Consider the following 25816-nt stretch of genomic DNA (forward strand, 5'->3'; position numbering starts at 1 on the left):
ATAATGCCAAATTTAGGAGGATTATCCGCGACCACCTACTACTCGCATCAAATTGTTAACCGATCATGAACTTGAATCAATTTGACTCTCTGTTACCACCGCAAATGGCTGAGCGGGCCGCTGAAATTGGCCTAGGCAAAGCAACCAAAGATCCGACTAAATCATTACTGCTAGCGATTTCGGCAGGCATCCATATTGGCATCGCGTTTATTTTCTATACCACTGTAACTACCGGCACGTCAGAAATGGCGTGGGGCTTAAGTCGCTTGATTGGTGGTATCGCATTTAGCTTAGGCTTGATTCTCGTTGTGGTTACTGGCGGCGAGCTATTCACCAGTTCGGTATTGACGCTGGTCGCGCGCGCGAGTGGCAAAATTTCTTGGGGTATGCTGTTTAAAAACTGGTTGGTTGTCTATATTGGTAACCTAATTGGTGCTCTGCTACTTGTTGCGTGTATGTTGGTGACCAAACAATATATGTTTGGTCATGGTGAAGTTGGGCTCAATGCCATGGCGATCTCACAACACAAATTACACCACAGTTTTTTCCAAGCGGTTGCGCTCGGCATAATGTGTAACGTTCTAGTCTGTATCGCGGTATGGATGACCTTTAGTGGACGGACACTGACCGACAAAATCATGGTGATGATCTTGCCAGTGGCAATGTTTGTTTCGGCGGGCTTTGAGCACTGTATTGCTAACATGTTTCAAGTACCAATGGCTATTGGCATCAAAACCTTTGCACCGGCAGAGTTTTGGCAAATGACAGGGGCAAATATCGCTGACTACGCCGATCTTAATTTGATGGGCTTTATCACCAACAACTTAATTCCAGTCACACTCGGTAACATCATCGGTGGTGGTGTGTTCGTTGGTATGTGGTATTGGCTTATTTACCTACGTGACGATATCCATTAATCGTCTCTATTAAGTATAAGGCTCGCAATGCGAGCCTTTTTTACATCCAAGGGTTATCGTCTTGGGTTTCAACTTCTGTTGGAGTCATCACTAACCAGTCACTTTGATCTTCATGTTCAAATGGCAGCGGAGTAGGGTACGTCTGGCTAGATTCAAATGTTCCATAGTGCATATCTGAGTTCCTTTGTCTCTGTGAGCTGGGATGAAGATGTTCGCCTGTTGTTTGGTGAAGTTTAGGCCGAGAAAATTGCAAACAAGTGACAAGGCATCGGCGGTGGGGAAGATCTTTTAAATAACTGCCTACAACCTTATCCACAGATTCTGTGGATAAGATCAGAGATACCCAGTGAGTAATTGATAGTATTGATTATTTTTTGCTCAATGCAATCATAACCCGTCCATTCTGATGGATGCAGTTACGCACCGTCAGGCTTAGGGTTATTGCAATAGAGATCGAGAGCATGACAAAGATCGCGACCATGATCATTAATTGATATTTGATGGCGATAATCGGGCTCGCGCCTCCTAAAATTTGCCCTGTCATCATGCCCGGTAGTGTCACTAACCCGGTGGTACTCATTGAAGCAAGTGATGGGGCAAGCGACTTTTGCAACGCTTCACGCACAAAGGGGAGGGTTGCATAACGTGGCGAGGCCCCCAAAGAGAGGGCGCCTTCGTATTCCGCCTTACGCTGCTCAAGGCAGGTAAACATATTTTGCAGTGCCACAATATTGCCACTGAGACAGTTGCCCAGCAGCATACCCGCCAGCGGGATAAGATACTGCGCATTATAGAAAGGGGTGGGTTGGATAATCGCCAAGCAGATCACCAACAGCAATGGTAGCAAACCGACAACCAGACCTAATGTCACAGGCAGCATTAGCTTATTTTTGGGTAACCTTGCTTTTCCTACGACGGCGCTAGCACCAATTAAAATCATCGCAATAAGCCAGAGGAGGTTTAGAGTCAAGCTATTGATTTTAAAAAGGTATTCTAAGTAAATTCCGACTAGGGCCAACTGAGCTGTCATGCGGGATACGCTGACAAATAGCTCTTTACCTATCTGCAATTGGTAGTAACGACTTAATGCAAATGGAATCAGTAAAGTGGCAAAAAAAAGCCCCAACACTACCCAATCTATATCGACGACTGCTGACATATCACCTCTCCATGAATCGGTGAGATTGTAGCTTAAATCGGCTTGTTTTTAGACCCTGATTTTTGTTTGCGCGAGTTTCTCGTCAAGACTTAATTTGTTACCTATTATTAACAATTACATAACCAACAGACTGGCTAGAGGCGGGGGATGGAGCAAAATTGGGCGGTTTTTAGCGTGATATTTGTCGCATCTCGTCGGGTGGTTTTGTCAGAAATGCTGTTAACAATTAATCATAAATGCATGCATTTTTACACATGACTTGTTAATCAAACACATCTCTGGTTGAGCTCAAAAAAGTAGTAATTAAAAGGGCTTGTAGAGGAGTAATTGATTGAACCCTATAAAGAGTATGGTCTAAAATTTTTAATAGAAACAGTCGGACAGTCAGCTCTAATTGATGAGTTGATAAATAACACTAAGTACACGATAGGCAAATGTATGAGTGATGTTAACAAAATTGAGAGTGGTGAAAAACGCTCACTGGAGTGGAAATCTTTCCTCTTCATTGCAGTTGTTCTCTTCCCAATTCTAAGTGTGGCGTTCGTAGGCGGCTACGGATTTATTGTTTGGGCACTGCAAGTGTTCTTCTTTGGTCCTCCTGGCGCACACGGCATGTAAGCCGTTGAGCTCATGTACACACTTTTGAAAAGATTTTAAGAGAGCAAGCAATGAAATCATTAATCATTAAACTGTGGCGCACAATGTCGCGTCCAGCGGTTCATATCAGCCTTGGTGTTCTAACCATGGGTGGTTTTATCGCTGGTGTTATCTTCTGGGGTGGTTTTAACACTGCACTAGAAGCGACCAACACAGAAAAATTCTGTATCAGCTGTCACACCATGCGTGACAACGTATACGTAGAACTACAAGAAACCGTTCACTGGAAAAACCACTCTGGTGTTCGCGCAACTTGTCCTGACTGTCACGTTCCTCACAACTGGACAGACAAAATCGCTCGTAAGATGCAGGCATCTAAAGAAGTATTTGCACAAGTATTTGGCAACTACGACGAACCAGGTGTTTTTGAAGAGCGCCGTATCGAACTCGCCAAACACGAGTGGGATCGATTCTCGGCTAACAAGTCGCTAGAGTGTAAGAACTGTCATAACTACAACTCTATGGACTTTGAGCAAATGTCTCCAACTGCTCGCATCCAGATGAAACAAGCGGCTGAGAAAGATCAAAGCTGTGTAGATTGCCACAAAGGTATCGCGCACAAACTTCCAGCGGGTATGGATAGCATCGGCGGTATCGTTGGTGACCTAGAAGCACTTGCTTCAAACACTAACTACGATGTTGGTCAAACGCTAGTGAGTGTTCGTCACCTACCTATCTACTTCGATGACAAAGGCGAGAAAGAAGCGGGTCTTCTAAACCCTGCGTCTGAAGTAAAAGTTATTGCTGACAACGGTGAGTACGCTGAAGTTGAAATTGACGGCTGGCGTAAAGCGAAGGGCTTTGGTCGCGTAATCCAAGCTGACTTCGGTAAGAACATCGCAGTGGCATCTCTTCTTAAAGAAGCATCTACAGACAGCAATGTTGTAACTGCTGGTGAGAAGAAAGTTGACGAACTAACTGGTCTTCCTTGGGAGAAAGTGGCAGCGAAAGTATGGATCAAGAAAGAATCTATGCTGAACGACATCACGCCAGTTTGGGAAAAATCAGCGGAAGCATACAAAACTAACTGTTCAGTATGTCACACTCAACCTGCTGAAGCGCACTTCGATGCGAACACTTGGCCAGGCATGTTTGACGGTATGCTTGCATTCGTTAACCTAGACACAGACAGCGAAGCATTGATTCTGAAGTATCTACAAATGCACTCTTCAGATTTCGCTGAAGGTCACCACTAATAAGCGTCGGATGGAGTAATTTTTAATGGCTATTACACGAAGAAGTTTTCTTAAAGGCGTAGCAACGACAAGTGCAGCGACTGTAATTGGTCCTAGCTTATTAGCGTCTGCTTCGGCTAGTGCAGCTGAGACTACGGGTACTTGGAAAGTAACCGGTTCTCACTGGGGCGCGTTCCGCGCCCACATCTACGCGGGTAAAGTTCAAGAGATCAAACCGCTAGAGCTAGATAAGAACCCTACTGAGATGCTTAACGGTATCAAAGGTATTATCTACAGCCCATCACGTGTACGTTACCCAATGGTGCGTCTAGACTGGCTGAAAAAACACAAGTACAGCGCAGAGACTCGCGGTAACAACCGTTTCATCCGTGTTACTTGGGATGAAGCACTAGATTTGTTCTACCGTGAACTAGAGCGCGTACAAAAAGACTACGGTCCATGGGCTCTACACGCAGGTCAAACTGGTTGGAACCAAACGGGTGCATTCAACAACTGTACAGCGCACATGCAACGTGCAGTCGGTATGCATGGTAACTTCATCACTAAAGTAGGTGACTACTCGACTGGTGCTGGTCAAACCATCATGCCTTACGTACTAGGTTCAACAGAAGTTTACGCTCAAGGTACATCTTGGTCAGAGATCCTAGAGAACTCAGACAACATCGTACTATGGGCAAACGACCCAGTGAAAAACCTACAAGTAGGTTGGAACTGTGAAACTCACGAGTCGTTCAAGTACCTAGCACAGCTAAAAGAAAAAGTAGCGAAGGGCGAAATCAATGTTCTTTCTGTTGACCCAGTGAAGAACAAGACTCAGCGTTACCTAGAGAACGATCACCTGTACATCAACCCGATGACAGACGTAGCGTTCATGCTGGCTGTCGCTCACACGCTTTACAACGAAAACCTATACGACAAGAAGTTCATTGAAACTTACTGTCTAGGTTTCGAAGACTTTATCGGTTACGTTCAAGGCGAAACCAAAGATAAAGTGGTTAAGACTCCTGAGTGGGCGGAAGAGATCTGTGGCGTTAAAGCTGACAAGATCCGCGAATTCGCGCGCATGCTAGTAAACGGTCGTACACAAATCCTGATGGGTTGGTGTATCCAACGTCAAGAGCACGGTGAGCAACCATACTGGGCAGCAGCAGTTGTTGCAGCAATGGTTGGTCAAATCGGTCTACCTGGCGGCGGTATCTCTTACGGTCACCACTACTCAAGTATCGGTGTACCTTCAACTGGTTTTGCTGGCCCTGGCGGTTTCCCTCGTAACCTTGACCAAGGTATGAAACCAAAATGGGACAACAACGACTTTAACGGTTACAGCCGCACAATTCCTGTTGCGCGTTGGATCGACTGTCTACTAGAACCAGGTAAAGAGATCCGTTACAACGGCGGCAAAGTTAAGCTACCAGACTTCAAGATGATGGTGATCTCGGGTTGTAACCCATGGCACCACCACCAAGATCGTAACCGCATGAAGAAAGCATTCAAGAAGCTTCAGACTGTGGTAACAGTTGAGTTTGCTTGGACTGCAACTTGTCGTTTCTCTGATATCGTACTGCCTGCATGTACACAGTGGGAACGTAACGACATCGACGTATACGGTTCATACTCGAACAAAGGTCTAGTGGCGATGCATCGTCTAGTGGATCCACTGTTCCAATCTAAGCCTGACTTCCAAATCATGAGTGAACTAACTCAACGCTTTGGTCGTCGCGACGAGTACACTCGTGGCATGAGCGAAATGGAATGGATCGAGAGCCTATATAACGACTGTAAAGCAGCGAACAAAGGTAAGTTCGAAATGCCAGAATTCGCAGAGTTCTGGAAAGAGAGCGTACTAGACTTCGGTGAAGGTAAACCTTGGGTTCGTCACGCGGACTTCCGCCAAGACCCTGAGATCAACCCACTAGGTACACCGTCTGGCTTTATCGAGATCACTTCTCGTAAAATCGGCCGTTACGGTTACGAACACTGTCAAGAGCACCCAATGTGGTTCGAAAAGACAGAACGTTCACACGGTGGTCCTGGTTCTGATAAACACCCGTTCTGGCTACAATCTTGCCACCCAGACAAGCGTCTGCACTCACAAATGTGTGAGTCAGAAGAGTTCCGTGCAACTTACGCTGTTCAAGGTCGCGAGCCTGTATACATCAACCCTCTTGATGCAAAAGAAAAAGGCATCAAAGATGGTGATCTAGTACGCGTGTTTAACGACCGTGGTCAGCTAATGGCTGGTGCTGTACTAACTGACAGCTACCCACGTGGTGTTATCCGTATCGAAGAAGGTGCATGGTATGGTCCTCTTAACGAGAAAGAGGGCGCAATCTGTACTTACGGCGATCCAAACACACTAACGCTAGATATCGGCTCTTCTGAGCTAGCTCAAGCAACGTCTGCAAACACTTGTATCGTTGACTTCGAGAAGTTCAAAGGCAAAGTACCGCCAGTGACTTCATTCGGTGGTCCAATCGAAGTGGCTTAATTGCCGGTTTGATTTGCACATTGTTAAAAACCAGCCTTCGGGCTGGTTTTTTTTGATCCAAACCTTTGTTATTACTGGTTAACGATGTTGATCATTCATCTAGTACCAAAATAGTATTCAAAGAAAAACGTGATATCTGCACGCATGCGGTGAAGGCTGCTCATAGACTTGCACCAAAGCCAGTGGTGTAATGCTTCGATGCGCGATAGAAAAGGAATTTAGATGCAGCGTCGAGTTACGTTACCTTGCCATGCCGAAATCACCATAGCCAATCACCACTTGTTGATGGAGATGAATGGTAACGAGATCCGCTTTGCTTATGGTGGCTTGTCGAACGATCCGCTTGGTGACGGTTTTCCTCTATTTAGCTACGACTATCATATTGAACCGAATGCCCAGTTGTATGGTGATGGTTTTCAGATGAGTAGCCAAGTGATTGGCACACTCAATCATCTGCGAGTGTTGGGCAATTATCCAGATAACGGTTCATTGATGCGCATCTATCCAAGTAGTGCCACGCAGCGCTTTTACAACTACCTGATCATTGGTGACTCGCTGGGTTATACGTTACTAGGCTTTACCTCTTGCCACCGATTTAGTGGTTACTTTGAGGTGGTCGAGCAAAATGGGCGTCACCAAATTCGAGCCTATCTCAATGGCGAGAACAGCCTGCCGAGAGACTGGACAACGTTTCAATTAGAGTCGGTCGTGATTCTCAAATCGGTTGAACTTAACGCGCTTTATGATCAGTTCATCGGTTATATTCACCAGCATCATGCTCCTAGAGCATCGGTTCAGCAGGGCTCACCGGTTGGGTGGAGTTCGTTTCAATCCCAAACGGCAAGCACCGATGCGCACACCATTTTGACCAACCTTAAGCAATTGCATCAACAAGCGTTAGGTTTAGAGTATGTGTTGATAGAGCAGGGTTACCAAGTCGCACTTGGCGATTGGATCGGTTCAGCGGAGAGTTTTGGTGCTGAGCTTATGTCCATCGTCGATGACATTCGCTCAATCGGGCGCAAGCCAGCAATCTGGATTGCCCCCTTTGTTGCCAGCCCTAACTCAGCGGTTTTTAAGCATCACCCGGATTGGTTTGTACACAATCAGAACGGCAAGCCAATGCGGGCAGACGAGGTGACGTATTCTGGGCTAGACGGAAAACCCTGTTACCTACTCGATACCACCAATGTTGATGTGCAAGAGCACCTATTTGAGGTTATTCGCTTCTTACGTCGTGAACTGGGTATTGAAATGTTCAAAGTCGATGGCGCTTACAGGGGCTGTGTGCAAGGCGAGCGTCAGATAACGGGTATTTCCACTATTGAGGCATACCGTATTGGCCTAGAGGTGATCAATGAAGCTGCCGAGGGTGCCTTTGTGTTATTGAGTCGTGCACCTTTATGGCCGTCACTTGGGCTAGCCGATGGCATGCGAGTTTGCGATCTCGCGGTTAGAGATGCTCGTCAGTTCGAATCCAATACCTTGATGACGCTATTGCGTAGTTGGCAGCATCGGCGATTGTGGCATATTGACCCCGAAAGGTTAGTGCTGACATCACTTGCCAATCAAGGCTGTGAACGACGTTATTACGACTTTCATCGTACCTGTCTGCTTGCCAGTGGCGGACTACTATTTTCCGGTGACCCATTGGATGACATTACTCCCTATGCGCAAGAGTCGATCAAGCGGCTAATCATGCGTTATCGTCATACCCAAGTCGCGGCCTCTTTTTCATCCCTGACGCTCTCTCATGCCATGTTAGCGCTGACACCGCAAAACGATCTGCATTGCTTGTTTAACTATCATCAAACCACGCGTGATGTCATGTTAACGGCTAATCATCCGGTGGATTGGTATGACTACTGGAGTGGAGAAAAACTCAACCATACCGCCACTCAAGCGTTGGAAGTCACACTAAAAGCTGGGATATTTGCTAGGGCGATTGTGACGGTAGGTTAATTGATCGCCTGCGAGCGGTTGCTAAAATTCGCCTTAACTTGTTGGCTGCTATACACTAAGCAGCGATTAAAGACATTGGTTAGGTTTTATATGTCCATTATCTTGGGAATTGACCCAGGCTCACGTATCACAGGTTATGGTGTGATACGTCAACAAGGACGCCACTTGCACTATTTAGGCAGTGGTTGTATCCGCACTTCAGAAAAAGAACTTCCTGGAAGACTTAAGCAAATTTACGCCGGTGTGACCGAGATCATCACTCAGTTTCAACCAGACGTGTTTGCAATTGAGCAGGTGTTTATGGCGCGTAACGCAGACTCGGCATTGAAGCTGGGACAGGCGCGTGGTAGCGCCATCGTGGCCGCTGTTAATGCGGATCTACCGGTACACGAGTACGCCGCAAGATTAATCAAACAGGCGGTGACTGGAACGGGGGGGGCGGATAAGCAGCAGGTTCAGCATATGGTGCAGCAGATGTTAAAACTGCCGGCATGTCCTCAAGCCGATGCAGCCGATGCTCTTGGGGTGGCGATTTGTCACGCCAATACCAACAAAACGCTGATCGCTCTGGCGGGTAAAGCGACCAGTGCGCGACGCGGGCGTTACCGTTAATGGTGTTTGAACCGATTATTGAACCGCAGGAGGTGCCAGATGAACGCCCACAAGGGTGCACCGATGCGCAGCCGACTATCAGTGTGAACTGTTTGGGTTTTGCGCGCGGGATGGTCTGCCCAGATCATCTCGCCATTTGGCAGGATTAACCCACGATAGTTTTCACTGGCTATCCATCCAGTTATTTATTATTATCGCAACAACTATTTATAACTCTAGGTACCGACCGTGATTGGACGTCTTCGTGGCATCTTGCTAGAAAAGCAACCTCCTGAACTCCTGATTGAAGTCAATGGCATTGGCTATGAAGTGCAAATGCCAATGAGCTGTTTTTATGAACTGCCTAACGTTGGCGAAGAAGCGATCATCTATACCCACTTTGTGGTGCGTGAAGATGCTCAACTTCTATACGGCTTCAATACCGTGAAAGAGCGTGCTTTGTTCCGTGAAGTGATTAAAGCCAATGGTGTGGGGCCTAAACTGGGCTTAGGTATTCTCTCTGGCATGACCGCGACCCAGTTTGTCGCGTGTGTTGAGCGTGAAGATATTTCAACCCTAGTTAAATTGCCTGGCGTGGGTAAAAAGACAGCTGAGCGTTTAGTGGTTGAGATGAAAGACCGCCTTAAAGGTTGGAGCGCAGGTGATCTATTTACGCCATTTACTGATGCTGCACCATTGGATAATGGATTGACCCCATCACAAGGCAATGCGGAAGAAGAAGCGGTGAGTGCACTACTTGCATTGGGTTACAAACCAACCCAAGCTTCTAAAGTGGTCTCTCAGGTGCAAAAACCAGGCATGACCAGTGAAGAGCTTATCCGTGAAGCTCTAAAATCCATGGTGTAACCCAGAGTTAAAGAGAACAAGATGATTGAAGCAGACCGCTTAATTGCGCCGGATAACCCAAGTTTTCGTGATGAGGACGTGATTGATCGAGCGATTCGCCCAAAGAAGTTGGCCGATTACCAAGGTCAAGATCATGTTCGTGATCAGATGGAGATCTTCATTAAAGCGGCGAACCTGCGTAGTGAAGCGCTCGACCACCTGTTGATTTTTGGTCCTCCGGGTTTGGGTAAAACCACGTTGGCGAACATTGTTGCTAACGAGATGGGCGTGAACATCCGTACGACATCGGGCCCGGTGCTTGAGAAAGCAGGGGATCTCGCAGCGTTGCTGACAAACCTTGAAGAAAACGACGTCTTGTTCATTGATGAGATTCATCGCCTCAGTCCCATGGTGGAAGAAGTCCTTTATCCGGCAATGGAAGACTACCAACTCGATATTATGATCGGTGAAGGCCCTGCCGCTCGCTCGATCAAAATTGACTTGCCGCCATTTACCCTGATTGGTGCGACTACCCGTGCTGGCTCATTAACGTCGCCATTGCGCGATCGTTTTGGTATTACCCAACGTCTTGAGTATTACAAAGTGGCCGATTTGCAGCATATCGTACAACGTAGTGCGGATTGCCTCGGTCTCTCTATGGAGTCTGAAGGGGCTTTAGAAGTCGCGCGCAGAGCCCGCGGTACACCACGTATCGCTAACCGTTTACTTCGTCGTGTACGTGATTACGCAGAAGTGAAGGCGGATGGTCATATCAGCGCAGATATTGCTGACAAAGCGCTAAACATGCTCGATGTTGACGCAGAAGGCTTTGACTACATGGACCGTAAGCTGCTTCTGGCGATTATGGAGAAGTTTGGCGGTGGTCCAGTTGGTTTAGATAATATGGCGGCGGCAATTGGTGAAGAAAAAGACACCATAGAAGATGTGTTAGAGCCTTATTTGATTCAGCAAGGTTACTTACAACGTACCCCGCGTGGTCGTATAGCGACCGATCGAGCCTATCTTCACTTCGGTATCGACAAGTAAACTATGTTCTCATATCTGTAGTGATTGAGCCCAAGTGTTTGTAATTAAATAAAATAGATTATGAATGTTTGGGCTTTTTAGCGGCTAAAAGAGACTTGACAGCCATTCAATGTGCTCTTCGTCGCACTTTTCTATATTATTCTCATGCTTTTTACGTAGCCATATTTCGGTTCATGTGAATAGCTTGTGTCCAAATTCGCCATACATACATCTCAATTTCATTTTTTTTTAACATCGAACTTTTAGATAACTTGACCTAAATCAAATTGAATGTTTTTTGTCCGTTTTTCACGTTTCTACATTGATGTAGATCAAGACGCGTTGCGCCCATAAACCTTTTGAAACATCCGAGTTTTCGCAGTAATATTAGCAATAGCTATATTAGCTGATGCTTAACAATTAACTAACTATTGCAGTACATATTTATAACAATATGGTGTTTTTGGAAACATTTCTCATGGAAGTTCAACACCTGAGATGCTAAAGCAATGAACGTAAAGCGTGTCTTTCAGCCGACACAATAGGAGTTCCCATGATTGACATAGTTGATCTATCGCGGTTGCAGTTCGCATTAACTGCGATGTATCACTTCCTATTCGTACCATTGACTCTAGGTATGGCATTCTTACTTGCCATTATGGAATCGATGTACGTAATGACCAACAAGCAAATCTACAAGGACATGACCAAGTTCTGGGGTAAGCTGTTTGGTATTAACTTTGCTCTAGGTGTGGCTACCGGCCTTACCATGGAGTTCCAATTTGGTACTAACTGGTCATATTACTCTCACTATGTAGGTGACATTTTTGGTGCACCTCTTGCCATTGAAGCTCTAGTGGCCTTTTTCTTAGAATCCACTTTCGTTGGCCTGTTCTTCTTTGGTTGGGATCGATTGTCGAAACGTCAGCACCTCGTAGTAACTTGGTTGGTTGCTCTAGGTTCTAACTTCTCGGCACTTTGGATTTTGGTGGCAAACGGTTGGATGCAAAACCCTGTGGGTGCTGAGTTCAACTTTGAAACCATGCGTATGGAAATGGTGAGCTTCGCAGAAGTAGTACTAAACCCAGTTGCGCAGGTTAAGTTTGTTCACACTGTTGCGTCAGGCTACACCTGTGGTGCAATGTTCGTACTGGGCATCAGCTCATGGTACCTACTAAAAGGACGTGACGTTGCGTTTGCACGTCGTTCATTTGCTATTGCAGCTTCATTCGGTATGGCGGCTATTCTGTCGACTATCGTTCTAGGTGACGAATCGGGTTACGAGTTAGGTGAAGTGCAAAAAGTGAAGCTAGCAGCGGTTGAAGCTGAATGGCACACTGAGCCAGCACCGGCAGCGTTCACTGTGTTTGGTTTACCAAACCAAGAGACGATGGAAACCGATTTTGCCCTTAAGATCCCTTACGTAATGGGTATCATCGCAACCCGTTCTCTTGACGAGCAAGTAACAGGTCTACGTGACCTACGTGAAGATCACGTGGATCGTATTCGTAACGGTATGTACGCCTACGAGTTGCTAGAGAAACTGCGTGCAGGCGATAAATCTGAAGCCAACATGGCAGCATTTAATGAAGTGAAAGGTGACCTAGGTTACGGCTTGCTTCTAAAACGCTACACAGAAAATGTAGTAGATGCGACAGAGACGCAAATCCAAGCGGCTGCGGATGACTCAATTCCGACAGTTTGGCCACTATTCTGGTCATTCCGTATCATGGTTGCGTGTGGTTTCATCATGCTGTTCGTCTTTGGTGCGGCATTCCTACAGACCTGTCGTCAGAAGATCGAGCAAAAACCATGGATTCTAAAAGCAGCGCTATTTAGTATTCCACTACCATGGATTGCGATCGAAGCAGGTTGGTTCGTTGCTGAATATGGTCGTCAACCATGGGCAGTAGGTGAAATTCTACCGGTTCACGTTGCGGCATCAGCACTGACTGCGGCAGAGATTTGGACATCATTGTTCGCGATTCTTGCGCTGTACACAGCATTCCTTGTTGCGGAAGTGTACCTAATGGTTAAGTTCGCTCGTAAAGGTCCAAGCAGCCTGAAAACAGGTCGCTACCACTTCGAGCAAGAAGCTAACTCTGTAGAAGACAAAGTTAGCCGCCAAGTTGACGCGTAAGGAGAAAGGATATGTTTGATTACGAAATCTTACGACTTATCTGGTGGGTACTGATTGGGGTTCTACTGGTTGGTTTCGCCATTACAGATGGCTTTGATATGGGGGTAGGTGCACTCGTACCTATCATCGGTAAGAACGATACAGAGCGTCGAGTTATGATCAACTCTATCGCTCCACACTGGGACGGTAACCAAGTTTGGCTTATCACTGCTGGTGGTGCGTTATTTGCTGCTTGGCCGTTGGTTTACGCAACGTCGTTCTCTGGTTTCTATTTGGCGATGATCGTGACATTGGCTGCACTATGGTTGCGTCCAATTGGTCTAGATTACCGTTCTAAGATCGAAGACAAACAGTGGCGTCAAACTTGGGATATCTGTATCGCAATCAGTGGCTTTGTTCCACCGCTAATCTTTGGTGTGGCGTTTGGTAACTTGCTACAAGGCGTACCATTCCAACTGAGCGACTTTATGATGCCGACTTACCACGGCTCATTCTTTGGTCTGCTTAACCCATTCGCGATCCTTTGTGGTCTTGTGAGTGTGTTTATGATTCTGATGCAAGGTTCAGCTTGGCTACAGATGAAGACCACTGGTGAAGTGCACGCTCGTGCGCGTATGGTGGCTCAATTAATGGGTCTATTAACTGTGGCAGCATTTGTTGCGGCTGGTTTCTGGATTCAAAACATTGAAGGTTATGTGATCACAAGTGTTATCGACCACAATGCAGCGTCAAACCCTCTAAACAAAGAAGTGGTTCGTGAAGTGGGTGCGTGGATGACTAACTTTGAAACTTACCCATTGATGTGGGCAGCGCCTGCACTGGGTGTGGCTATGCCGCTACTTACTGTTTTGGCATCACGTTTCGAAAAATGTGGTTTCTCATTCCTATTCTCAAGCTTAGGTAATGCAGGTGTGATCCTAACGGCAGGTTTTGCGATGTTCCCATTCGTAATGCCTTCAAGCCTAGTACCTGCTCACAGCTTAACAATGTGGGATGCGACTTCGTCTGAACTAACGTTGAACCTAATGACGGCTGTGGCCGCTGTGATGGTGCCGATTATCCTTGGCTACACTTCTTGGACTTACTACAAGATGTTTGGTCGCTTGGATAACAAGTTCATTGAAGAAAACAAAAACTCACTTTACTAAGGAGCATTCACTATGTGGTATTTCGCATGGATTCTAGGTGTACTACTTGCTTGTGCATTCGGTATCATCAACGCTCTTTGGTTAGAGCACTCTGAAATGATGGACCAAGACAGTGAGTAATCTCGCTGACTTGATGACTAAACTGCATGCCCCACTCGATAGAACTCTATTTAGGGTTCTATCACTGGCGATGGGTTTCTTTCATGTAGCAATGCTCATGTGGGACCCTCACACCTACTCAGAGTCAATTGGTGGATTTAACGCGTTAATTTCACCGTTACTCATTTGGGCAGTTTGCTCAAGTATGGTGTTCGGCTTGTCATTCAAACCAAGAAATTGGTATTGGCAGGTGCTGTTTAGCCCATACATCAGCTTAGGCATTTTAAGTTACTTAACAATCGCTTACGTTTTGTAAAACTGATTGATTAAAAAAACATCAAGAACCTATTGAAAAAGCGCCAGTTTGTTATAGCTGGCGCTTTTTTTTCGTCTAACATCTGAATTCAGTTATCACGTTTTGCGCATAAGTTGTTGGAATGCGTTATAGTATTCGACTAACGACAAGTTTAGCGGGCATTAACGTGGATAGCACACAGGTAGAATTTGAGTGGCCAGTCACCGTCTATTACGAAGATACAGACGCAGGTGGTGTGGTTTATCATTCGAACTATTTGAAATTTTTTGAAAGGGCGCGAACAGAGTTACTTCGCAATGTTGGTGTGTCGCAACAGGCTCTTTTGGAACAAAACATTGGTTTTGTAGTCCGACACATGGAGATTGATTTCTTGCAAGGTGCAAGGCTTGACGACCATCTTATCGTCAAAACCAATATCGCCGAGCTAAAGAAAGCATCGTTAACCTTCTGTCAGGAGATCGTAAATCCTGAGGGTAAAACATTGTGCCGAGCAATGGTTAAGGTAGCATGTATCAATAACGAGAGGATGAGGCCAACCGCAATTCCTCAAGCAATATTTATGGAGTTTTCTCGAAGTGACCGCTGATATCTCAATTCTTGATCTATTTTTGCAAGCCAGCTTGCTAGTAAAAATGGTGATGTTGATTCTGCTTGGTATGTCCATCGTCTCATGGGCGATGATCATTAAGCGTAGTAAAGTACTCTCGCAAGCGGCCAAAGAATCCGAATCTTTTGAAGACAAATTTTGGTCGGGTACCGATCTTTCGGTGATTTACCAAGGTGTCGCTAAGCGCAAAGATGAACTGTCAGGTGCGGAAGAGATCTTCTATTCTGGTTTTACCGAGTTTGCTCGCCTGCGCAAATCAAATGCCAATTCCCCTGATTACATTATGGAAGGCACCGGTCGTGCGATGCGAGTCGCTGTTGCGCGCGAAGTGGATGAGTTAGAAACCAGCTTGCCATTCCTTGCTACCGTTGGTTCTATCAGCCCATATATCGGTCTATTTGGTACCGTATGGGGCATTATGCACGCTTTTATCGCACTAGGTGAAGTGAAGCAGGCAACACTTGCCATGGTTGCGCCTGGTATCGCAGAGGCACTTGTCGCTACTGCGATGGGTCTGTTTGCCGCGATTCCAGCCGTAATGGCATACAACCGCCTGAGCAACAAAGTGTCGAAGCTAGAGCACAACTACGCGACATTCTCAGAAGAGTTCCACAGCATCCTTCACCGCCAAGCGATGGCAGGCAGGGAGTAACGCATGGCGGGTTATCAACCTAAAAAGCGTAAAATGACCGCTGAAATTAACGTTGTACCTTATATCGACGTTATGTTGGTACTGCTGATCATCTTTATGGTGACGTCACCGTTCGTCACTCAAGGCGTCGAAGTTGAGCTGCCGAAAACGGAAGCGGCGGAATCGATGCAAGAGATGGCACAAGATCCCAACACCACTTTTATCATTGTCGAAGTCGACCGCGATGGTAATTTGGGTTTAAGCGTGAACGATGAAGAAGTTATGCGTGGTATTTCTTTGCAAGATCTGATTGTACGAGTGAAGGCAGAGTTGAGCTTAAAGCCGAACTCTCCGGTTGCCGTGGGTGGTGATGCCGCTACCCCATATGCAGAAATTGTATTGATTTTGGATGAGTTGAGCCGAGCAGGTATCGAAAAAGTAGGCCTGTTAACGGACATCAGGGAATAAGTGCGTTCACTTCATGAAAGACACTAAGTCAAACAAAAACAAAATGGGTAAACCGATAGTGATATCGGTTGCCTTGCACGCGTTGCTTGTTGTCGCACTGATCTGGGGTACCGACTTTACCATGTCAAAACCTGAGCCTGTTGGGCGGGTGGTTGAAGCCGTGGCGATTGACCCTGCTTTAGTTCGTCAGCAAGCGCAGCAGATCCGCAACCAGCGTGAAGAAGCGGCGCGTAAAGAACAAGATCGTTTGGATAAACTTCGCCGTGAAAGCGAGCAGCTCGAGAAAAACCGCAAAGCGGAAGAAGAGCGTATTCGTAAACTTAAAGAGCAGCAAGCGCGTGAAGCAAAAGCCGCTCGTGAGGCGGAAAAGCAACGCGTTAAGAAAGAGCAAGAGCGCAAACTTGAAGAAGAGCGCGTACGCAAAGAGAAAGAGCGTGCGGTGAAACTTGAGCAAGAGCGTAAAGCTACAGAAGCGGCAATCGCCAAGGCGGAAAAAGAGCGTCTAGAAAAAGAGGCTGCCGTTGCGAAAGCTGAACAACAACGTATTGAGCGTGAAAAAGCCGCCAAAGCCGCAGAAGAAAAAGCACGTAAAGAGCGTGAAGCGGCGGAGCGAGCAGAGAAAGAACGCATAGCGAAAGAGAAGGCGGCGAAAGAAGCGGCTGAGAAAGCGCGCCAAGAAAAAGAGCGTTTGCAACGTATTGAGCGTAAAGAGCAAGAAGCGGCGCTGAACGATATCTTTGCGGGCTTAGAATCGGAGTCTGAACAAAACAGTGCTGCGCGTGGTCAATATGTTGATAGTGAGATCGCTCGCTTTGCGGCGATCTACACTCAACTTATCAAGCAAAACCTGTTAGTGGAGGACTACTTTCGGGGAAAGTCTTGTCGAGTTAACTTGCGTCTGATTCCGACAGGAGCAGGGGCGATAGTGGGTAACTTCAGCATACTGGAAGGCGACAGCCGAGTTTGCTCGGCAACTAAGCGTGCAGTAGCACAAGTTCAGAGCTTCCCACTGCCCAAAGAAGCAGACGTAGTAAACAAACTGAAAAACATTAACTTAACCGTTGAACTGTAATTAAAGGAATAGCTTGTGTTAAAGCGACTTATTGTAGGACTAGTATTGATTCTTTCTAGTACCGTTCAAGTAGCCAACGCGGCGCTGGAACTGGTCATCACCGACGGTATCGACTCGGCACGTCCGATTGCTATCGTTCCTTTTAAATGGGAAGGCAATGCGCCTCTGCCGCAGGATGTTTCAGCGGTTATTGCATCAGACTTGCAACGCAGTGGTAAGTTTAGCCCGATTGCGACCAGCAAAATGCCGCAAACACCGTACACCGAAGCGGAAGTAAACTTCGATGCATGGACAAGTTTAGGTGTTGATTCACTGCTAACTGGCACCATTACGCAAGATGCCAAAGGCGATTACGTGATTAACTACCAGTTAGTCGACGTGGTACGTGGTCAATTAACTAAAGGGCAAAGCCGTGCGTTAGGTGCCGATGGTGAGTTGGTTTTATCTCGCGATCACGTGCTATTTAACAAGCGTGCGACAGTGCCAAAAAATCGCCTACGTGAATATGCACACCGCATCTCAGACTTGGTGTACGAGCAGTTGACCGGTGAGCGCGGCGCATTCTTAACGCGAATCGCATATGTGGTCGTGAATGACAAAGATTCCTACCCATACCAACTGCGTGTTGCCGATTACGACGGTTACAACGAACGTTTGGTGTTGCGCTCTAAGCAGCCATTGATGTCGCCATCTTGGTCACCAGATGGTAAAGAGTTGGCTTATGTCAGCTTCCAAAATGGTCAAGCTGAAATCTATATCATGAACATCTACACCGGTAAGAGTGAGAAGGTGACGTCATACCCACGTCACAATGGCGCGCCAAAATTTTCTCCGGATGGCAAAAAGTTAGCCTTGGTGCTGTCGAAAACCGGTAGCTTGCAGGTCTATACGCTGGACATCGCAACGAAAAAATTAACCCAAATAACGCGTGGCAGATCAAATAATACAGAACCTTTTTGGTATCCTGATGGAAAATCCTTGATTTTCACTTCGGATCGGGGTGGTAAACCTCAGATTTATCGAGTAAATTTGGCAGACGGTGCCACAAGCCGTATAACTTGGCAGGGCAGTCAAAACCTCGGTGGCCAAATTACGCCAGATGGTCGTTTTTTGGTGATGGTGAATCGCAGCAATTCGGGATTCAATCTTGCTAAGCAAGATCTCGAATCTGGCGCGGTACAAATTTTGACTAAAACGCTGTTGGATGAATCTCCAAGCATTGCGCCGAATGGCGGTATGGTCATCTATAGTTCGATTTACAACAAAACTAACGTGTTATCGATGGTATCTATAGATGGGCGTTTTAAAGCTCGATTACCAGCAACAAATGGTCGCGTCCGTGCTCCTGCGTGGTCACCGTTTTTGTAGCGAGTAAGTATCAATAAGTAAGGAAAACATAACAATGCAACTTAACAAAGTTCTTAAAGGGCTACTAATTGCACTACCAGTTCTAGCGGTTACTGCTTGTAGTTCAAGCGACGATGCTGCAAATGCATCTGGCTCAGAAACTAACAATGGTTCATCAACTACTGTAACGACACCAATTGATCAAAACGGTCAACTGTCTGAGCAAGAGCTGAAAGACCAAGTAATGCAACAGTCAACTATCTACTTTGCGTTTGACAATGCAACTATCTCTAGCGATTACGAGAAAGTACTTGCTTTGCATGCCGCTTACCTAAGCTCAAACCCAGCACTTAAAGTAACTGTTGAAGGCCACGCAGATGAGCGCGGCACGCCTGAGTACAACATCGCACTTGGCGAGCGTCGTGCACAAGCGGTTTCAATGTACCTACAAGCGCTAGGTGTACAGGCTGACCAAATCGCTATCGTTAGCTACGGTGAAGAGAAGCCTCTAGTGCTAGGTCAATCTAACGAAGCTTACGCTAAGAACCGCCGCGCAGTTCTAGTGTACTAATTCGAGGATGACCTCATGTTCAGTAACCTAAAGCATGTTATTTCGCTTACGTTACTGGCAAGTGCAGCGAACCTAGCGTTCGCTGCACCAGCCCCAGTAGCTGATATTGGCGGCAGTACCAGTAGCTCCCGATCTTATTCTTCAAACGAAACCGATATTCAACGTCTAGAGCGCCTACTAGAGAACCGTAACCGTGTTCAGTTGCAAATGCAGCAACAGCTAGATTCTATGGCTCTTGAGATCAGTGATCTTCGTGGTCAAATTGAAAAGAACAACTATGACATGCAGCAAATGTTGCAGCGTCAGCGTGAACTGTTTGTCGAGCTAGACAAAGTTCGCCAAGAGAAAGCCACCGCCGTTGTCCCAGTTGATACGCCAGCGAAGTCTAGCGAGTCAAAAGGAACATTTAGCAGCAATGTTGATGAGCAAACCGCTTATCAAAATGCGGTAGACTTAATTTTGAAAAAACGTGACTACACAGGGGCGATTGCCGCATTTGTGCAGTTCCAAAAAGATTTCCCAGATTCGAGCTTTACGCCAAATTCTCACTACTGGCTAGGGCAACTTTACTTTGCTAAGAAGCAAGATAAAGAAGCGGTGAAGAGTTTTGCCGCCGTGATTGCTTACAAAGACTCGAACAAACGCGCTGATGCGTTAGTTAAGTTGGGCGATATTGCTGAGCGTAATAATAACGCAGCGCAAGCTAAGAAGTATTATCAGCAAGTTGTCGCTGAATACCCGGGCAGCGCATCGGCAAATATTGCGCAAGACAAGCTGAAGTAACCGCAGTTTGCTAGAAGGGGTGCCAAGTGCACCTCTTTTTATTTGCCTTTTTCTCCTACCCAAGCCATTGAGCTATCACAGGCGTCGTTGTTTAGGGGCTATTTGCTTAGTTAGCTGCGGATACTCATACCAAGGTATAACAGGAAAGCTCTTTGATTCTTGAGGTCGATCGGAGTTACAATACTCGGATTAAAGGAAGTTGCGTAGAGCAAAGCAATGAGTCACATTCTAGATAAAATCGATACAGTTTATCCTTTCCCTCCAAAACCAAAACCATTAAGCGATGAAGAGAAGCGCGCGCACATTGAAAACATTAAGCAACTGCTTAAAGCGAAAGATGCTGTGCTTATCGCTCACTACTACACTGACCCTGAAATCCAAGCATTAGCGGAAGAGACCGGTGGTTTTGTTGGTGACTCATTGGAAATGGCTAAGTTTGGTAACCGTCATCCTGCTAGCACTTTAATCATCGCTGGTGTGCGCTTTATGGGTGAGTCAGCGAAAATCTTAACGCCAGAAAAACGCATTCTAATGCCAACACTTGAAGCGGAGTGCTCGCTTGATCTTGGCTGTCCAGCGGATAAGTTCACAGAATTTTGTGATGCGCACCCTGACCACACAGTGGTTGTTTACGCCAATACCTCGGCGGCAGTGAAAGCGCGCGCGGATTGGGTGGTGACTTCAAGTATCGCACTTGAGATTGTTGAGCATCTAGATAGCGAAGACAAACCGATTATTTGGGGGCCTGACCGCCACCTTGGTTCATATATCGCCAACAAAACTGGCGCTGATATGTTGCTATGGCAAGGCGAGTGTGTGGTACACGACGAGTTCTCGGCTGACGCACTACGCAAAATGAAAGGCCTTTATCCAGATGCTGCGATTCTAGTTCACCCTGAATCACCAGCAAGTGTGGTTGAACTTGCAGACGCTGTGGGTTCAACAAGCCAGCTAATTAAGGCGGCGAAAGAGCTACCACAGCAGAAAATGATTGTCGCGACTGACAAAGGTATCTTCTTCAAGATGCAACAGTTAGTGCCAGAGAAAGAGTTGATTGAAGCGCCAACCGCAGGTGCGGGTGCGACATGTCGTAGTTGTGCACATTGCCCGTGGATGGCGATGAATGGCCTGCAAGCGATTGAAAATGCGCTGTCTAACGGTGGTGAGCAACACGAGATTTTTGTTGATGATGCGCTGCGCGTAAAATCACTTATCCCACTCAATCGCATGTTAGATTTTGCTGAGCAGTTAAATATGCAGGTGAAAGGTAACGCCTAAGCCGCAATGACTGCGACCGATGAATAGCAAAAGCCAGCAATCGCTGGCTTTTTTGATCGCGTAAGATCAGCAATCGCTACTTAACGCATTCTGATTACGTTGAAAGTCATCCATATTTCGAAACGAGCGCTGGCTGTGGCGCGCAGAATAGAATTTCAGTTTCATCAGTGAGTCTAAGTTTAGATACTTATCCGCAATGTCGTAATTGACCTCTTCGACCCCCATGGTTTGCCAACGCGCAAGCAGGCTTTGATGGATCAACAAGGTGGAGCGGTGTGGCTTAAGGGCAATACTCACCAAAAGACGCTCGCTCGCTGGGATATCAACAAAGCGCTGTTCAAAGCGCTGCGGGGAGAGTGCCTTATGAAATGATAATGCGCTAAAGTGGGTATGTTGATGTCCTGCTGCGTCGTTTACCTCGGCTTTCGAGCGCGTGATGCCAAGGCGCTGAGTAAACGTCAATTCATCAGCAAGTTCATTGGCGATTAACAGACTTTGACTGCCCCAGCAAAATGACACTTTTGGCATGCGCAGTGGTTGCCCTCCAGTGCGTTGATTGATCGCCTGAGTTTTATTTTGTCCTTCTGGCTCGAAACGCATTAACTCATCACCAAAGTAGAGTTGCGGGCGGTACTTTGTTTCCACAATCGGTTGCCAAGAAAAGTCATACTCGCTAAGCCAAGCGTCTTGATCTCCATCTTCATCGGCATATACATCGCCAAAGGTGATCAACTGTAGGGGTAAGTATTCAGCAAGAATGGTTTGCCTATCGTTCATATTGTTATCCTGTACGCCTTAGTGGCTTTTGATTTTGCGTGCCATTTGGCGTTGGTATTGTTGCCAATAGTCAAGCCAGTCAGGTGTTAAGTCATCAATTTCGATCTCTTGGCGATCATCGAACGAGAGGTTCCCTTCATGCAGACATTGTTCAAAAAACAGATGTTCTAACAGAGTGGCTTGCAACTGTTCGTTGTGGGTTGTATGACGACGGAAGGTTTTTATCCACCCTAGCTTGCTTGGCGCTGGCTCACAGCACAGCAGTTGGACCCAGCGAAGCTGTTGCGCACTGTCTGCGGTCAGTATTTGCGGCAGTATTTTGGGCGCATGTTTAGGGTAGTAGTCTGGTGGTAAATCAAACAGGCTGGTATCGAGCAGATCTTTGCTGAGGCTATGATAGTCCTGAAAGCTGATTTCCCCCTCGATAAAGCGTTGCGCGGCATGACTCAACTGGTCGAGCGCGTGGCTGTTCTCGCTGTCTGAGACCGCAGATATCAGTTGCTCTAACACGATTTTGCGATAGTGAGGCAGCGGTGTGCCAAGCGCAGGGTGTAAGCGATGCACATTGAGGTAGAAGTAATCACGCTCATAAGCGGAGAGCTTGTTGATGGCTTGGTTCCAGCAATCACGTTCGCTTTGGTCAAGATTCACATAACGTTGAATGAGATCTGGCAGTTGGTCGAGATCATATCTGACCGCGAGTCCAATATGGAAAGCGCATTGGTCAATATAAGAGATACCTATATCAAACAAATGCATAAAAAAGGTATTTTGCTGGGCAAGGCTGGCAAAGCCCGCCAGTGATTGGCGGTAGAAATGCGCCATGCTCGCAATGGTGGCCTGCGGCGCTAATGCAGCACTCAGAATTACCACGCGTTTGGCGAAGTCATCTTGATTGACTTTATACAGCCAGTAACAGGTTGCAAGTATTGGTCGAAAGATACCCACAGAGCTAAATAGTGAGTATTTGGGCTGGGTAATACCTAATTGAGCATTGCGTTGTTCGTTCGAGTCACTTTCCAGCTCATGCTGTAACTCTTCTATCAATGTTGGAAGTTGCTCTGCTTGCCCGTGGATTAGCCACGCTTGCAGACGTGCTGAGGTTGGTTGGCTGATTTGCTCAAACTGGGCAAAGACATCTTTGTACAGACCGTGACTGACCCAGCTCAGTAGCGCTTCGGTGTAAGCATCGAAGCGTTGAGCATTGCGGTCAAAATTGAGTAGTATCGCGCCAATAAGGCGGCATACAGTTTGTTCATCTTCTTCATCACGCTGCCATAACTGGTAGTTGTAAGCATGGCGATTTGTGGCAAACGCTTGTTCAATATCTTGATAGTCTTGGTAATCACACAGAGTGTAGTGATCAAGGGAATCAATAATCGAGTTGATTTGATGCTTAGTTTTGGCTGAAATATCGTTCTCTTCTGCAAGGCTTGGCAGGCTAAATCGCTGTTCATACGCCATTGCACTGATACAGGCACTAGCCTGATCTTGCACTAAGACAGAGCGCAGCTCTTTAGGAAGATCTTGTTGGTCAAACAGATGGAAAAATATCTCGACCACTCTCAAGCAGCGTTGTTGATTGAGAAGATTGCGGTTATCGGCCAGTAAAACCTTAAACAATGGTCTTAATATATCGGCAAGATAAGGCAGGATTTCATGTTGCGCTGGAATGCTGTCGTAGTGGCAGCAACGGAGAATATGGCGGTAAAAATCTGGGCTATAGCACTTGGCGTGGTGCAGCACTAATACCGAATCCAGATCAACTAAGTGCGCTTGCAATAGAGTATCGTTTTGATACTCGCCGTCTAATACATAGTTCCACAGAGCTTGTCCATGCGGAAGGTGAGCAATAAATGGCGCAAGATGTTGAAGCGGTAACGCAATATCTTCGTGGCTAGCAATAGGCTCACCGTGACTCTGGGCGTTCTCCTTCGCAAACTGCGCTTCTCGATCTTCTGCTAAGTAGTGGCTAACACCTTGCCAGTGATGCTTATCTTGAAAATCGTTTATTGCCACCTTTTCTGCAGTCGGCAGTAACTCCAATAGTTGCGAGATGTTCCATCTGTAGGTGCTGTGTATATCGCCGATAGCATTGTGCCGAAAGAGTGAGACTTTCGCGTTATACCCTTGTTCACTCAAATGATCACTTAAGTCAAAGGCAAAATAGTTGGCATTGAAGTGATCGCAAAACAGGTAACAGAAGCTCAGGTTTTGCTCAAGGTGGAACCAGTTAGAGGCTTCACAATCGTTGTTTTTCATTACCGAATCAAGCGCGCGCGTTTGAATCTCTGGTTTGGCATCTGTGCAGAGAATGACTAAGCAGGGATCATCATAGCTACCAAACTGGTTTAATACTGCATGAACTTCATCGGGTATTTGGTGTAGGGTCGATGGATTGATTGAATCTATCATTAATTAGCTCATCACTATTTGAGTTTTGCCGAGCGATTATTTCGACTTGTTGGGTCTATTCTGACACTAACTTGTTAAAATTAAAATGGTTTTACTTTTGAGCTCTATGCGGAGAAAGGACTAAATAGCTCGCAGAGACTGCCTGTATGTCGTTAGGGTTTGAGTTAGATCTCATCCCGTCGCACTTTGTTCGCTAAAATCCGCTATCTTTGTAAAAATGCCCGCAATAAAAGGGCATCATTAGCCTGAACTAGTTAATCGAATAGGATGGTATATGGCGTTATGGTTATACCTTAAGCGCAGGTTGCACGCGACGCTGTTTGAGCTTAGTGGTCGCAACTTAGTTTTGCTCTCAGCCGTTTATGTGGTGCTCTCATGGGTGTTGTTGCGTTGGGCGGGCGAAACGGAGTTGACCGATAACCTCTCCACTTTTGTTTACTATCTTATGGTGACGGCTTCCACCGTGGGCTATGGAGATCACTCCCCAGTGACTGATATGGGTAAGTGGGTAGTGGTGGTGTTTGTCATACCGGGTGGTTTGGCACTGTTTGCCTCGATTTTGGGGCGTGTGGCATCGAACCTTGTTGAATATTGGCGCGCGGGCGTATTAGGAAAAAGAAGAGTGAATACAGACAACCATATTTTATTGCTTGGCTGGAACGGGCAACGAACATTACATTTGATTCGCATGTTACAACATGAAGAAGAGGGTAACCGCCCCATTGTGCTTTGTACCCGCTCTGATATTGAGAACCCGCTGCCGGGTGAAATTGGCTTTGTAAAAGTCAGCAGTTATACCGATGGTCAAGAGATGAAGAACGCTCGCATTGAATCGGCTAGCTGCATTATTGTCGATAATCTGGAAGATGATATTACGCTCTCTGCCGCGCTCTACTGCTCCAACATTAATTCACAAGCTCACTTGGTCGCCTATTTCAAAGACGAAGCACTCAGCATGCTGTTGAGCCAGCATTGCCCTAATGCAGAGTGTATTCCGGCCGTTGGTGCTGAGATGCTTGCCAAGGCGGCGGTTGATCCTGGCTCAAGTATTCTTCACCAAGAGCTGCTCGCCTCCACGCGCGGGATGACGCAGTACTCTACTTATTACCCATCCTCTGGTGGTGTGACCTCGGTTGAAGCGGTGTTTATCTTTATGAAAAAACACCATCAAGCGACATTGATTGCCAAAGAGGGAGAGCAAGGAATTGAGCTAAACCCAGATTTGGACGCTGTTATCGAGCCAGGAACTAAGCTGTTTTATATTGCCGATGAGCGAATTGAACAATTTGATTGGGTGAAGATTTCGTAATCAGAGAGGTAAG

Annotated in this window: 25 protein-coding genes; 21 read left to right on the forward strand and 4 right to left on the reverse strand. The window is 46.5% G+C overall.

From position 1 onward, the window contains the following. Positions 1 to 65 precede the first annotated feature (65 nt). Positions 66 to 917 carry a formate transporter FocA gene (gene focA, locus GZK95_RS04985; protein ID WP_075715400.1) on the forward strand — a complete coding sequence of 284 codons (852 nt, stop codon included), beginning with the start codon at positions 66 to 68 and terminating at the stop codon, positions 915 to 917. Positions 918 to 957: 40 nt separating this feature from the next. Here the strand turns inward: focA and GZK95_RS22380 are convergent, their stop codons facing one another. Together GZK95_RS22380 and GZK95_RS04990 are read right to left on the reverse strand one after the other, a co-directional pair. Further along, complete coding sequence (locus GZK95_RS22380) at positions 958 to 1089, reverse strand: hypothetical protein (RefSeq protein WP_263862227.1); 132 nt, start codon at positions 1087 to 1089, stop codon at positions 958 to 960. Positions 1090 to 1284: 195 nt separating this feature from the next. Continuing rightward, positions 1285 to 2076, reverse strand: a complete 792-nt coding sequence (locus GZK95_RS04990; protein WP_075715401.1) for an ABC transporter permease — start codon at positions 2074 to 2076, stop codon at positions 1285 to 1287. 438 nt (positions 2077 to 2514) lie between these two features. Here GZK95_RS04990 and torE point away from each other — a divergent pair, with 438 nt between their 5' ends. The 19 genes from torE to nadA all read left to right on the forward strand — a co-directional run bounded on the left by torE (position 2515) and on the right by nadA (position 21302). After that, complete coding sequence (torE, locus tag GZK95_RS04995) at positions 2515 to 2694, forward strand: trimethylamine N-oxide reductase system protein TorE (RefSeq protein WP_005450728.1); 180 nt, start codon at positions 2515 to 2517, stop codon at positions 2692 to 2694. A gap of 50 nt (positions 2695 to 2744) precedes the next feature. Continuing rightward, positions 2745 to 3929, forward strand: a complete 1185-nt coding sequence (gene torC / locus GZK95_RS05000) for a pentaheme c-type cytochrome TorC (RefSeq protein WP_075709168.1) — start codon at positions 2745 to 2747, stop codon at positions 3927 to 3929. Positions 3930 to 3954: 25 nt separating this feature from the next. Further along, on the forward strand, positions 3955 to 6417 hold the full coding sequence (gene torA, locus GZK95_RS05005) for a trimethylamine-N-oxide reductase TorA (RefSeq protein ID WP_075709169.1): 2463 nt from the start codon (positions 3955 to 3957) through the stop codon (positions 6415 to 6417). 222 nt (positions 6418 to 6639) lie between these two features. After that, positions 6640 to 8379, forward strand: coding sequence for a glycoside hydrolase family 36 protein (locus GZK95_RS05010; protein ID WP_075715402.1), 1740 nt, complete (start codon positions 6640 to 6642; stop codon positions 8377 to 8379). Positions 8380 to 8469: 90 nt separating this feature from the next. After that, entirely contained in the window at positions 8470 to 8991 is a 522-nt protein-coding gene (gene ruvC, locus GZK95_RS05015; protein ID WP_075709171.1) for a crossover junction endodeoxyribonuclease RuvC, read from the forward strand. 228 nt (positions 8992 to 9219) lie between these two features. Then, on the forward strand, positions 9220 to 9837 hold the full coding sequence (gene ruvA, locus GZK95_RS05020; protein WP_075709172.1) for a Holliday junction branch migration protein RuvA: 618 nt from the start codon (positions 9220 to 9222) through the stop codon (positions 9835 to 9837). Positions 9838 to 9858: 21 nt separating this feature from the next. Then, positions 9859 to 10863 (forward strand): Holliday junction branch migration DNA helicase RuvB, encoded by a 1005-nt coding sequence (gene ruvB, locus GZK95_RS05025; protein ID WP_075715403.1) that lies wholly within the window; start codon positions 9859 to 9861, stop codon positions 10861 to 10863. Positions 10864 to 11395: 532 nt separating this feature from the next. Further along, positions 11396 to 12982, forward strand: coding sequence for a cytochrome ubiquinol oxidase subunit I (gene cydA, locus GZK95_RS05030; RefSeq protein WP_075709174.1), 1587 nt, complete (start codon positions 11396 to 11398; stop codon positions 12980 to 12982). Between the two features lie 11 nt (positions 12983 to 12993). Beyond that, on the forward strand, positions 12994 to 14130 hold the full coding sequence (gene cydB, locus GZK95_RS05035; protein WP_075709175.1) for a cytochrome d ubiquinol oxidase subunit II: 1137 nt from the start codon (positions 12994 to 12996) through the stop codon (positions 14128 to 14130). A gap of 12 nt (positions 14131 to 14142) precedes the next feature. Beyond that, positions 14143 to 14250 (forward strand): cytochrome bd-I oxidase subunit CydX, encoded by a 108-nt coding sequence (cydX, locus tag GZK95_RS05040; protein ID WP_061781641.1) that lies wholly within the window; start codon positions 14143 to 14145, stop codon positions 14248 to 14250. After that, positions 14243 to 14545: a cyd operon protein YbgE gene (gene ybgE / locus GZK95_RS05045; protein WP_075715404.1), complete on the forward strand. Its 303-nt coding sequence runs from the start codon at positions 14243 to 14245 to the stop codon at positions 14543 to 14545. Before cydX ends, ybgE begins: the two co-directional genes overlap by 8 nt. 121 nt (positions 14546 to 14666) lie before the next feature. Beyond that, entirely contained in the window at positions 14667 to 15131 is a 465-nt protein-coding gene (gene ybgC / locus GZK95_RS05050; RefSeq protein ID WP_083626252.1) for a tol-pal system-associated acyl-CoA thioesterase, read from the forward strand. After that, positions 15121 to 15804 carry a protein TolQ gene (gene tolQ, locus GZK95_RS05055; RefSeq protein ID WP_075709177.1) on the forward strand — a complete coding sequence of 228 codons (684 nt, stop codon included), beginning with the start codon at positions 15121 to 15123 and terminating at the stop codon, positions 15802 to 15804. The genes ybgC and tolQ overlap by 11 nt, the downstream gene beginning before the upstream one ends. Before the next feature lie 3 nt (positions 15805 to 15807). Then, positions 15808 to 16251: a protein TolR gene (gene tolR / locus GZK95_RS05060; RefSeq protein ID WP_075709178.1), complete on the forward strand. Its 444-nt coding sequence runs from the start codon at positions 15808 to 15810 to the stop codon at positions 16249 to 16251. A gap of 13 nt (positions 16252 to 16264) precedes the next feature. Continuing rightward, positions 16265 to 17323 carry a cell envelope integrity protein TolA gene (gene tolA, locus GZK95_RS05065; RefSeq protein ID WP_075715405.1) on the forward strand — a complete coding sequence of 353 codons (1059 nt, stop codon included), beginning with the start codon at positions 16265 to 16267 and terminating at the stop codon, positions 17321 to 17323. A gap of 15 nt (positions 17324 to 17338) precedes the next feature. Next, positions 17339 to 18691: a Tol-Pal system beta propeller repeat protein TolB gene (gene tolB / locus GZK95_RS05070; RefSeq protein WP_075709180.1), complete on the forward strand. Its 1353-nt coding sequence runs from the start codon at positions 17339 to 17341 to the stop codon at positions 18689 to 18691. 34 nt (positions 18692 to 18725) lie between these two features. Then, positions 18726 to 19241 (forward strand): peptidoglycan-associated lipoprotein Pal, encoded by a 516-nt coding sequence (gene pal, locus GZK95_RS05075; protein WP_075709181.1) that lies wholly within the window; start codon positions 18726 to 18728, stop codon positions 19239 to 19241. 15 nt (positions 19242 to 19256) lie between these two features. After that, positions 19257 to 20024: a tol-pal system protein YbgF gene (gene ybgF / locus GZK95_RS05080; protein WP_075709182.1), complete on the forward strand. Its 768-nt coding sequence runs from the start codon at positions 19257 to 19259 to the stop codon at positions 20022 to 20024. Positions 20025 to 20240: 216 nt separating this feature from the next. Continuing rightward, the gene (gene nadA / locus GZK95_RS05085) at positions 20241 to 21302 is read left to right on the forward strand and encodes a quinolinate synthase NadA (protein WP_075709183.1); all 1062 of its coding nucleotides are present in this window, start codon (positions 20241 to 20243) and stop codon (positions 21300 to 21302) included. A 66-nt stretch (positions 21303 to 21368) separates the two neighbouring features. On the opposite strand, the gene GZK95_RS05090 is transcribed toward nadA, so the two are convergent. Both GZK95_RS05090 and GZK95_RS05095 read right to left on the reverse strand, forming a co-directional pair. Beyond that, on the reverse strand, positions 21369 to 22079 hold the full coding sequence (locus tag GZK95_RS05090; RefSeq protein WP_075715406.1) for a hypothetical protein: 711 nt from the start codon (positions 22077 to 22079) through the stop codon (positions 21369 to 21371). 18 nt (positions 22080 to 22097) lie between these two features. Then, a complete protein-coding gene (locus tag GZK95_RS05095; RefSeq protein ID WP_075715407.1) occupies positions 22098 to 24494 on the reverse strand; it encodes a hypothetical protein in 2397 nt (798 codons plus the stop codon). Between the two features lie 274 nt (positions 24495 to 24768). Between GZK95_RS05095 and GZK95_RS05100 the strand changes: the two genes are divergently transcribed. Beyond that, entirely contained in the window at positions 24769 to 25803 is a 1035-nt protein-coding gene (locus GZK95_RS05100) for a potassium channel protein (protein ID WP_075709186.1), read from the forward strand. Positions 25804 to 25816: the final 13 nt, after the last annotated feature.

It is taken from the genome of Vibrio panuliri (genome assembly GCF_009938205.1).
Taxonomy (GTDB): Bacteria; Pseudomonadota; Gammaproteobacteria; order Enterobacterales; family Vibrionaceae; genus Vibrio; species Vibrio panuliri.

What these genes read in the sequence shown, in the direction of transcription:
- focA (WP_075715400.1), top strand. Translation starts at nt 66, where the DNA reads ATGAACTTGAATCAATTTGACTCTCTGTTACCACCGCAAATGGCTGAG.
- GZK95_RS22380 (WP_263862227.1), bottom strand. Translation starts at nt 1,089, where the DNA reads ATGCACTATGGAACATTTGAATCTAGCCAGACGTACCCTACTCCGCTG.
- GZK95_RS04990 (WP_075715401.1), bottom strand. Translation starts at nt 2,076, where the DNA reads ATGTCAGCAGTCGTCGATATAGATTGGGTAGTGTTGGGGCTTTTTTTT.
- torE (WP_005450728.1), top strand. Translation starts at nt 2,515, where the DNA reads ATGAGTGATGTTAACAAAATTGAGAGTGGTGAAAAACGCTCACTGGAG.
- torC (WP_075709168.1), top strand. Translation starts at nt 2,745, where the DNA reads ATGAAATCATTAATCATTAAACTGTGGCGCACAATGTCGCGTCCAGCG.
- torA (WP_075709169.1), top strand. Translation starts at nt 3,955, where the DNA reads ATGGCTATTACACGAAGAAGTTTTCTTAAAGGCGTAGCAACGACAAGT.
- GZK95_RS05010 (WP_075715402.1), top strand. Translation starts at nt 6,640, where the DNA reads ATGCAGCGTCGAGTTACGTTACCTTGCCATGCCGAAATCACCATAGCC.
- ruvC (WP_075709171.1), top strand. Translation starts at nt 8,470, where the DNA reads ATGTCCATTATCTTGGGAATTGACCCAGGCTCACGTATCACAGGTTAT.
- ruvB (WP_075715403.1), top strand. Translation starts at nt 9,859, where the DNA reads ATGATTGAAGCAGACCGCTTAATTGCGCCGGATAACCCAAGTTTTCGT.
- cydA (WP_075709174.1), top strand. Translation starts at nt 11,396, where the DNA reads ATGATTGACATAGTTGATCTATCGCGGTTGCAGTTCGCATTAACTGCG.
- cydB (WP_075709175.1), top strand. Translation starts at nt 12,994, where the DNA reads ATGTTTGATTACGAAATCTTACGACTTATCTGGTGGGTACTGATTGGG.
- cydX (WP_061781641.1), top strand. Translation starts at nt 14,143, where the DNA reads ATGTGGTATTTCGCATGGATTCTAGGTGTACTACTTGCTTGTGCATTC.
- ybgC (WP_083626252.1), top strand. Translation starts at nt 14,667, where the DNA reads ATGCGTTATAGTATTCGACTAACGACAAGTTTAGCGGGCATTAACGTG.
- tolR (WP_075709178.1), top strand. Translation starts at nt 15,808, where the DNA reads ATGGCGGGTTATCAACCTAAAAAGCGTAAAATGACCGCTGAAATTAAC.
- tolA (WP_075715405.1), top strand. Translation starts at nt 16,265, where the DNA reads ATGAAAGACACTAAGTCAAACAAAAACAAAATGGGTAAACCGATAGTG.
- pal (WP_075709181.1), top strand. Translation starts at nt 18,726, where the DNA reads ATGCAACTTAACAAAGTTCTTAAAGGGCTACTAATTGCACTACCAGTT.
- ybgF (WP_075709182.1), top strand. Translation starts at nt 19,257, where the DNA reads ATGTTCAGTAACCTAAAGCATGTTATTTCGCTTACGTTACTGGCAAGT.
- nadA (WP_075709183.1), top strand. Translation starts at nt 20,241, where the DNA reads ATGAGTCACATTCTAGATAAAATCGATACAGTTTATCCTTTCCCTCCA.
- GZK95_RS05090 (WP_075715406.1), bottom strand. Translation starts at nt 22,079, where the DNA reads ATGAACGATAGGCAAACCATTCTTGCTGAATACTTACCCCTACAGTTG.
- GZK95_RS05095 (WP_075715407.1), bottom strand. Translation starts at nt 24,494, where the DNA reads ATGATAGATTCAATCAATCCATCGACCCTACACCAAATACCCGATGAA.
- GZK95_RS05100 (WP_075709186.1), top strand. Translation starts at nt 24,769, where the DNA reads ATGGCGTTATGGTTATACCTTAAGCGCAGGTTGCACGCGACGCTGTTT.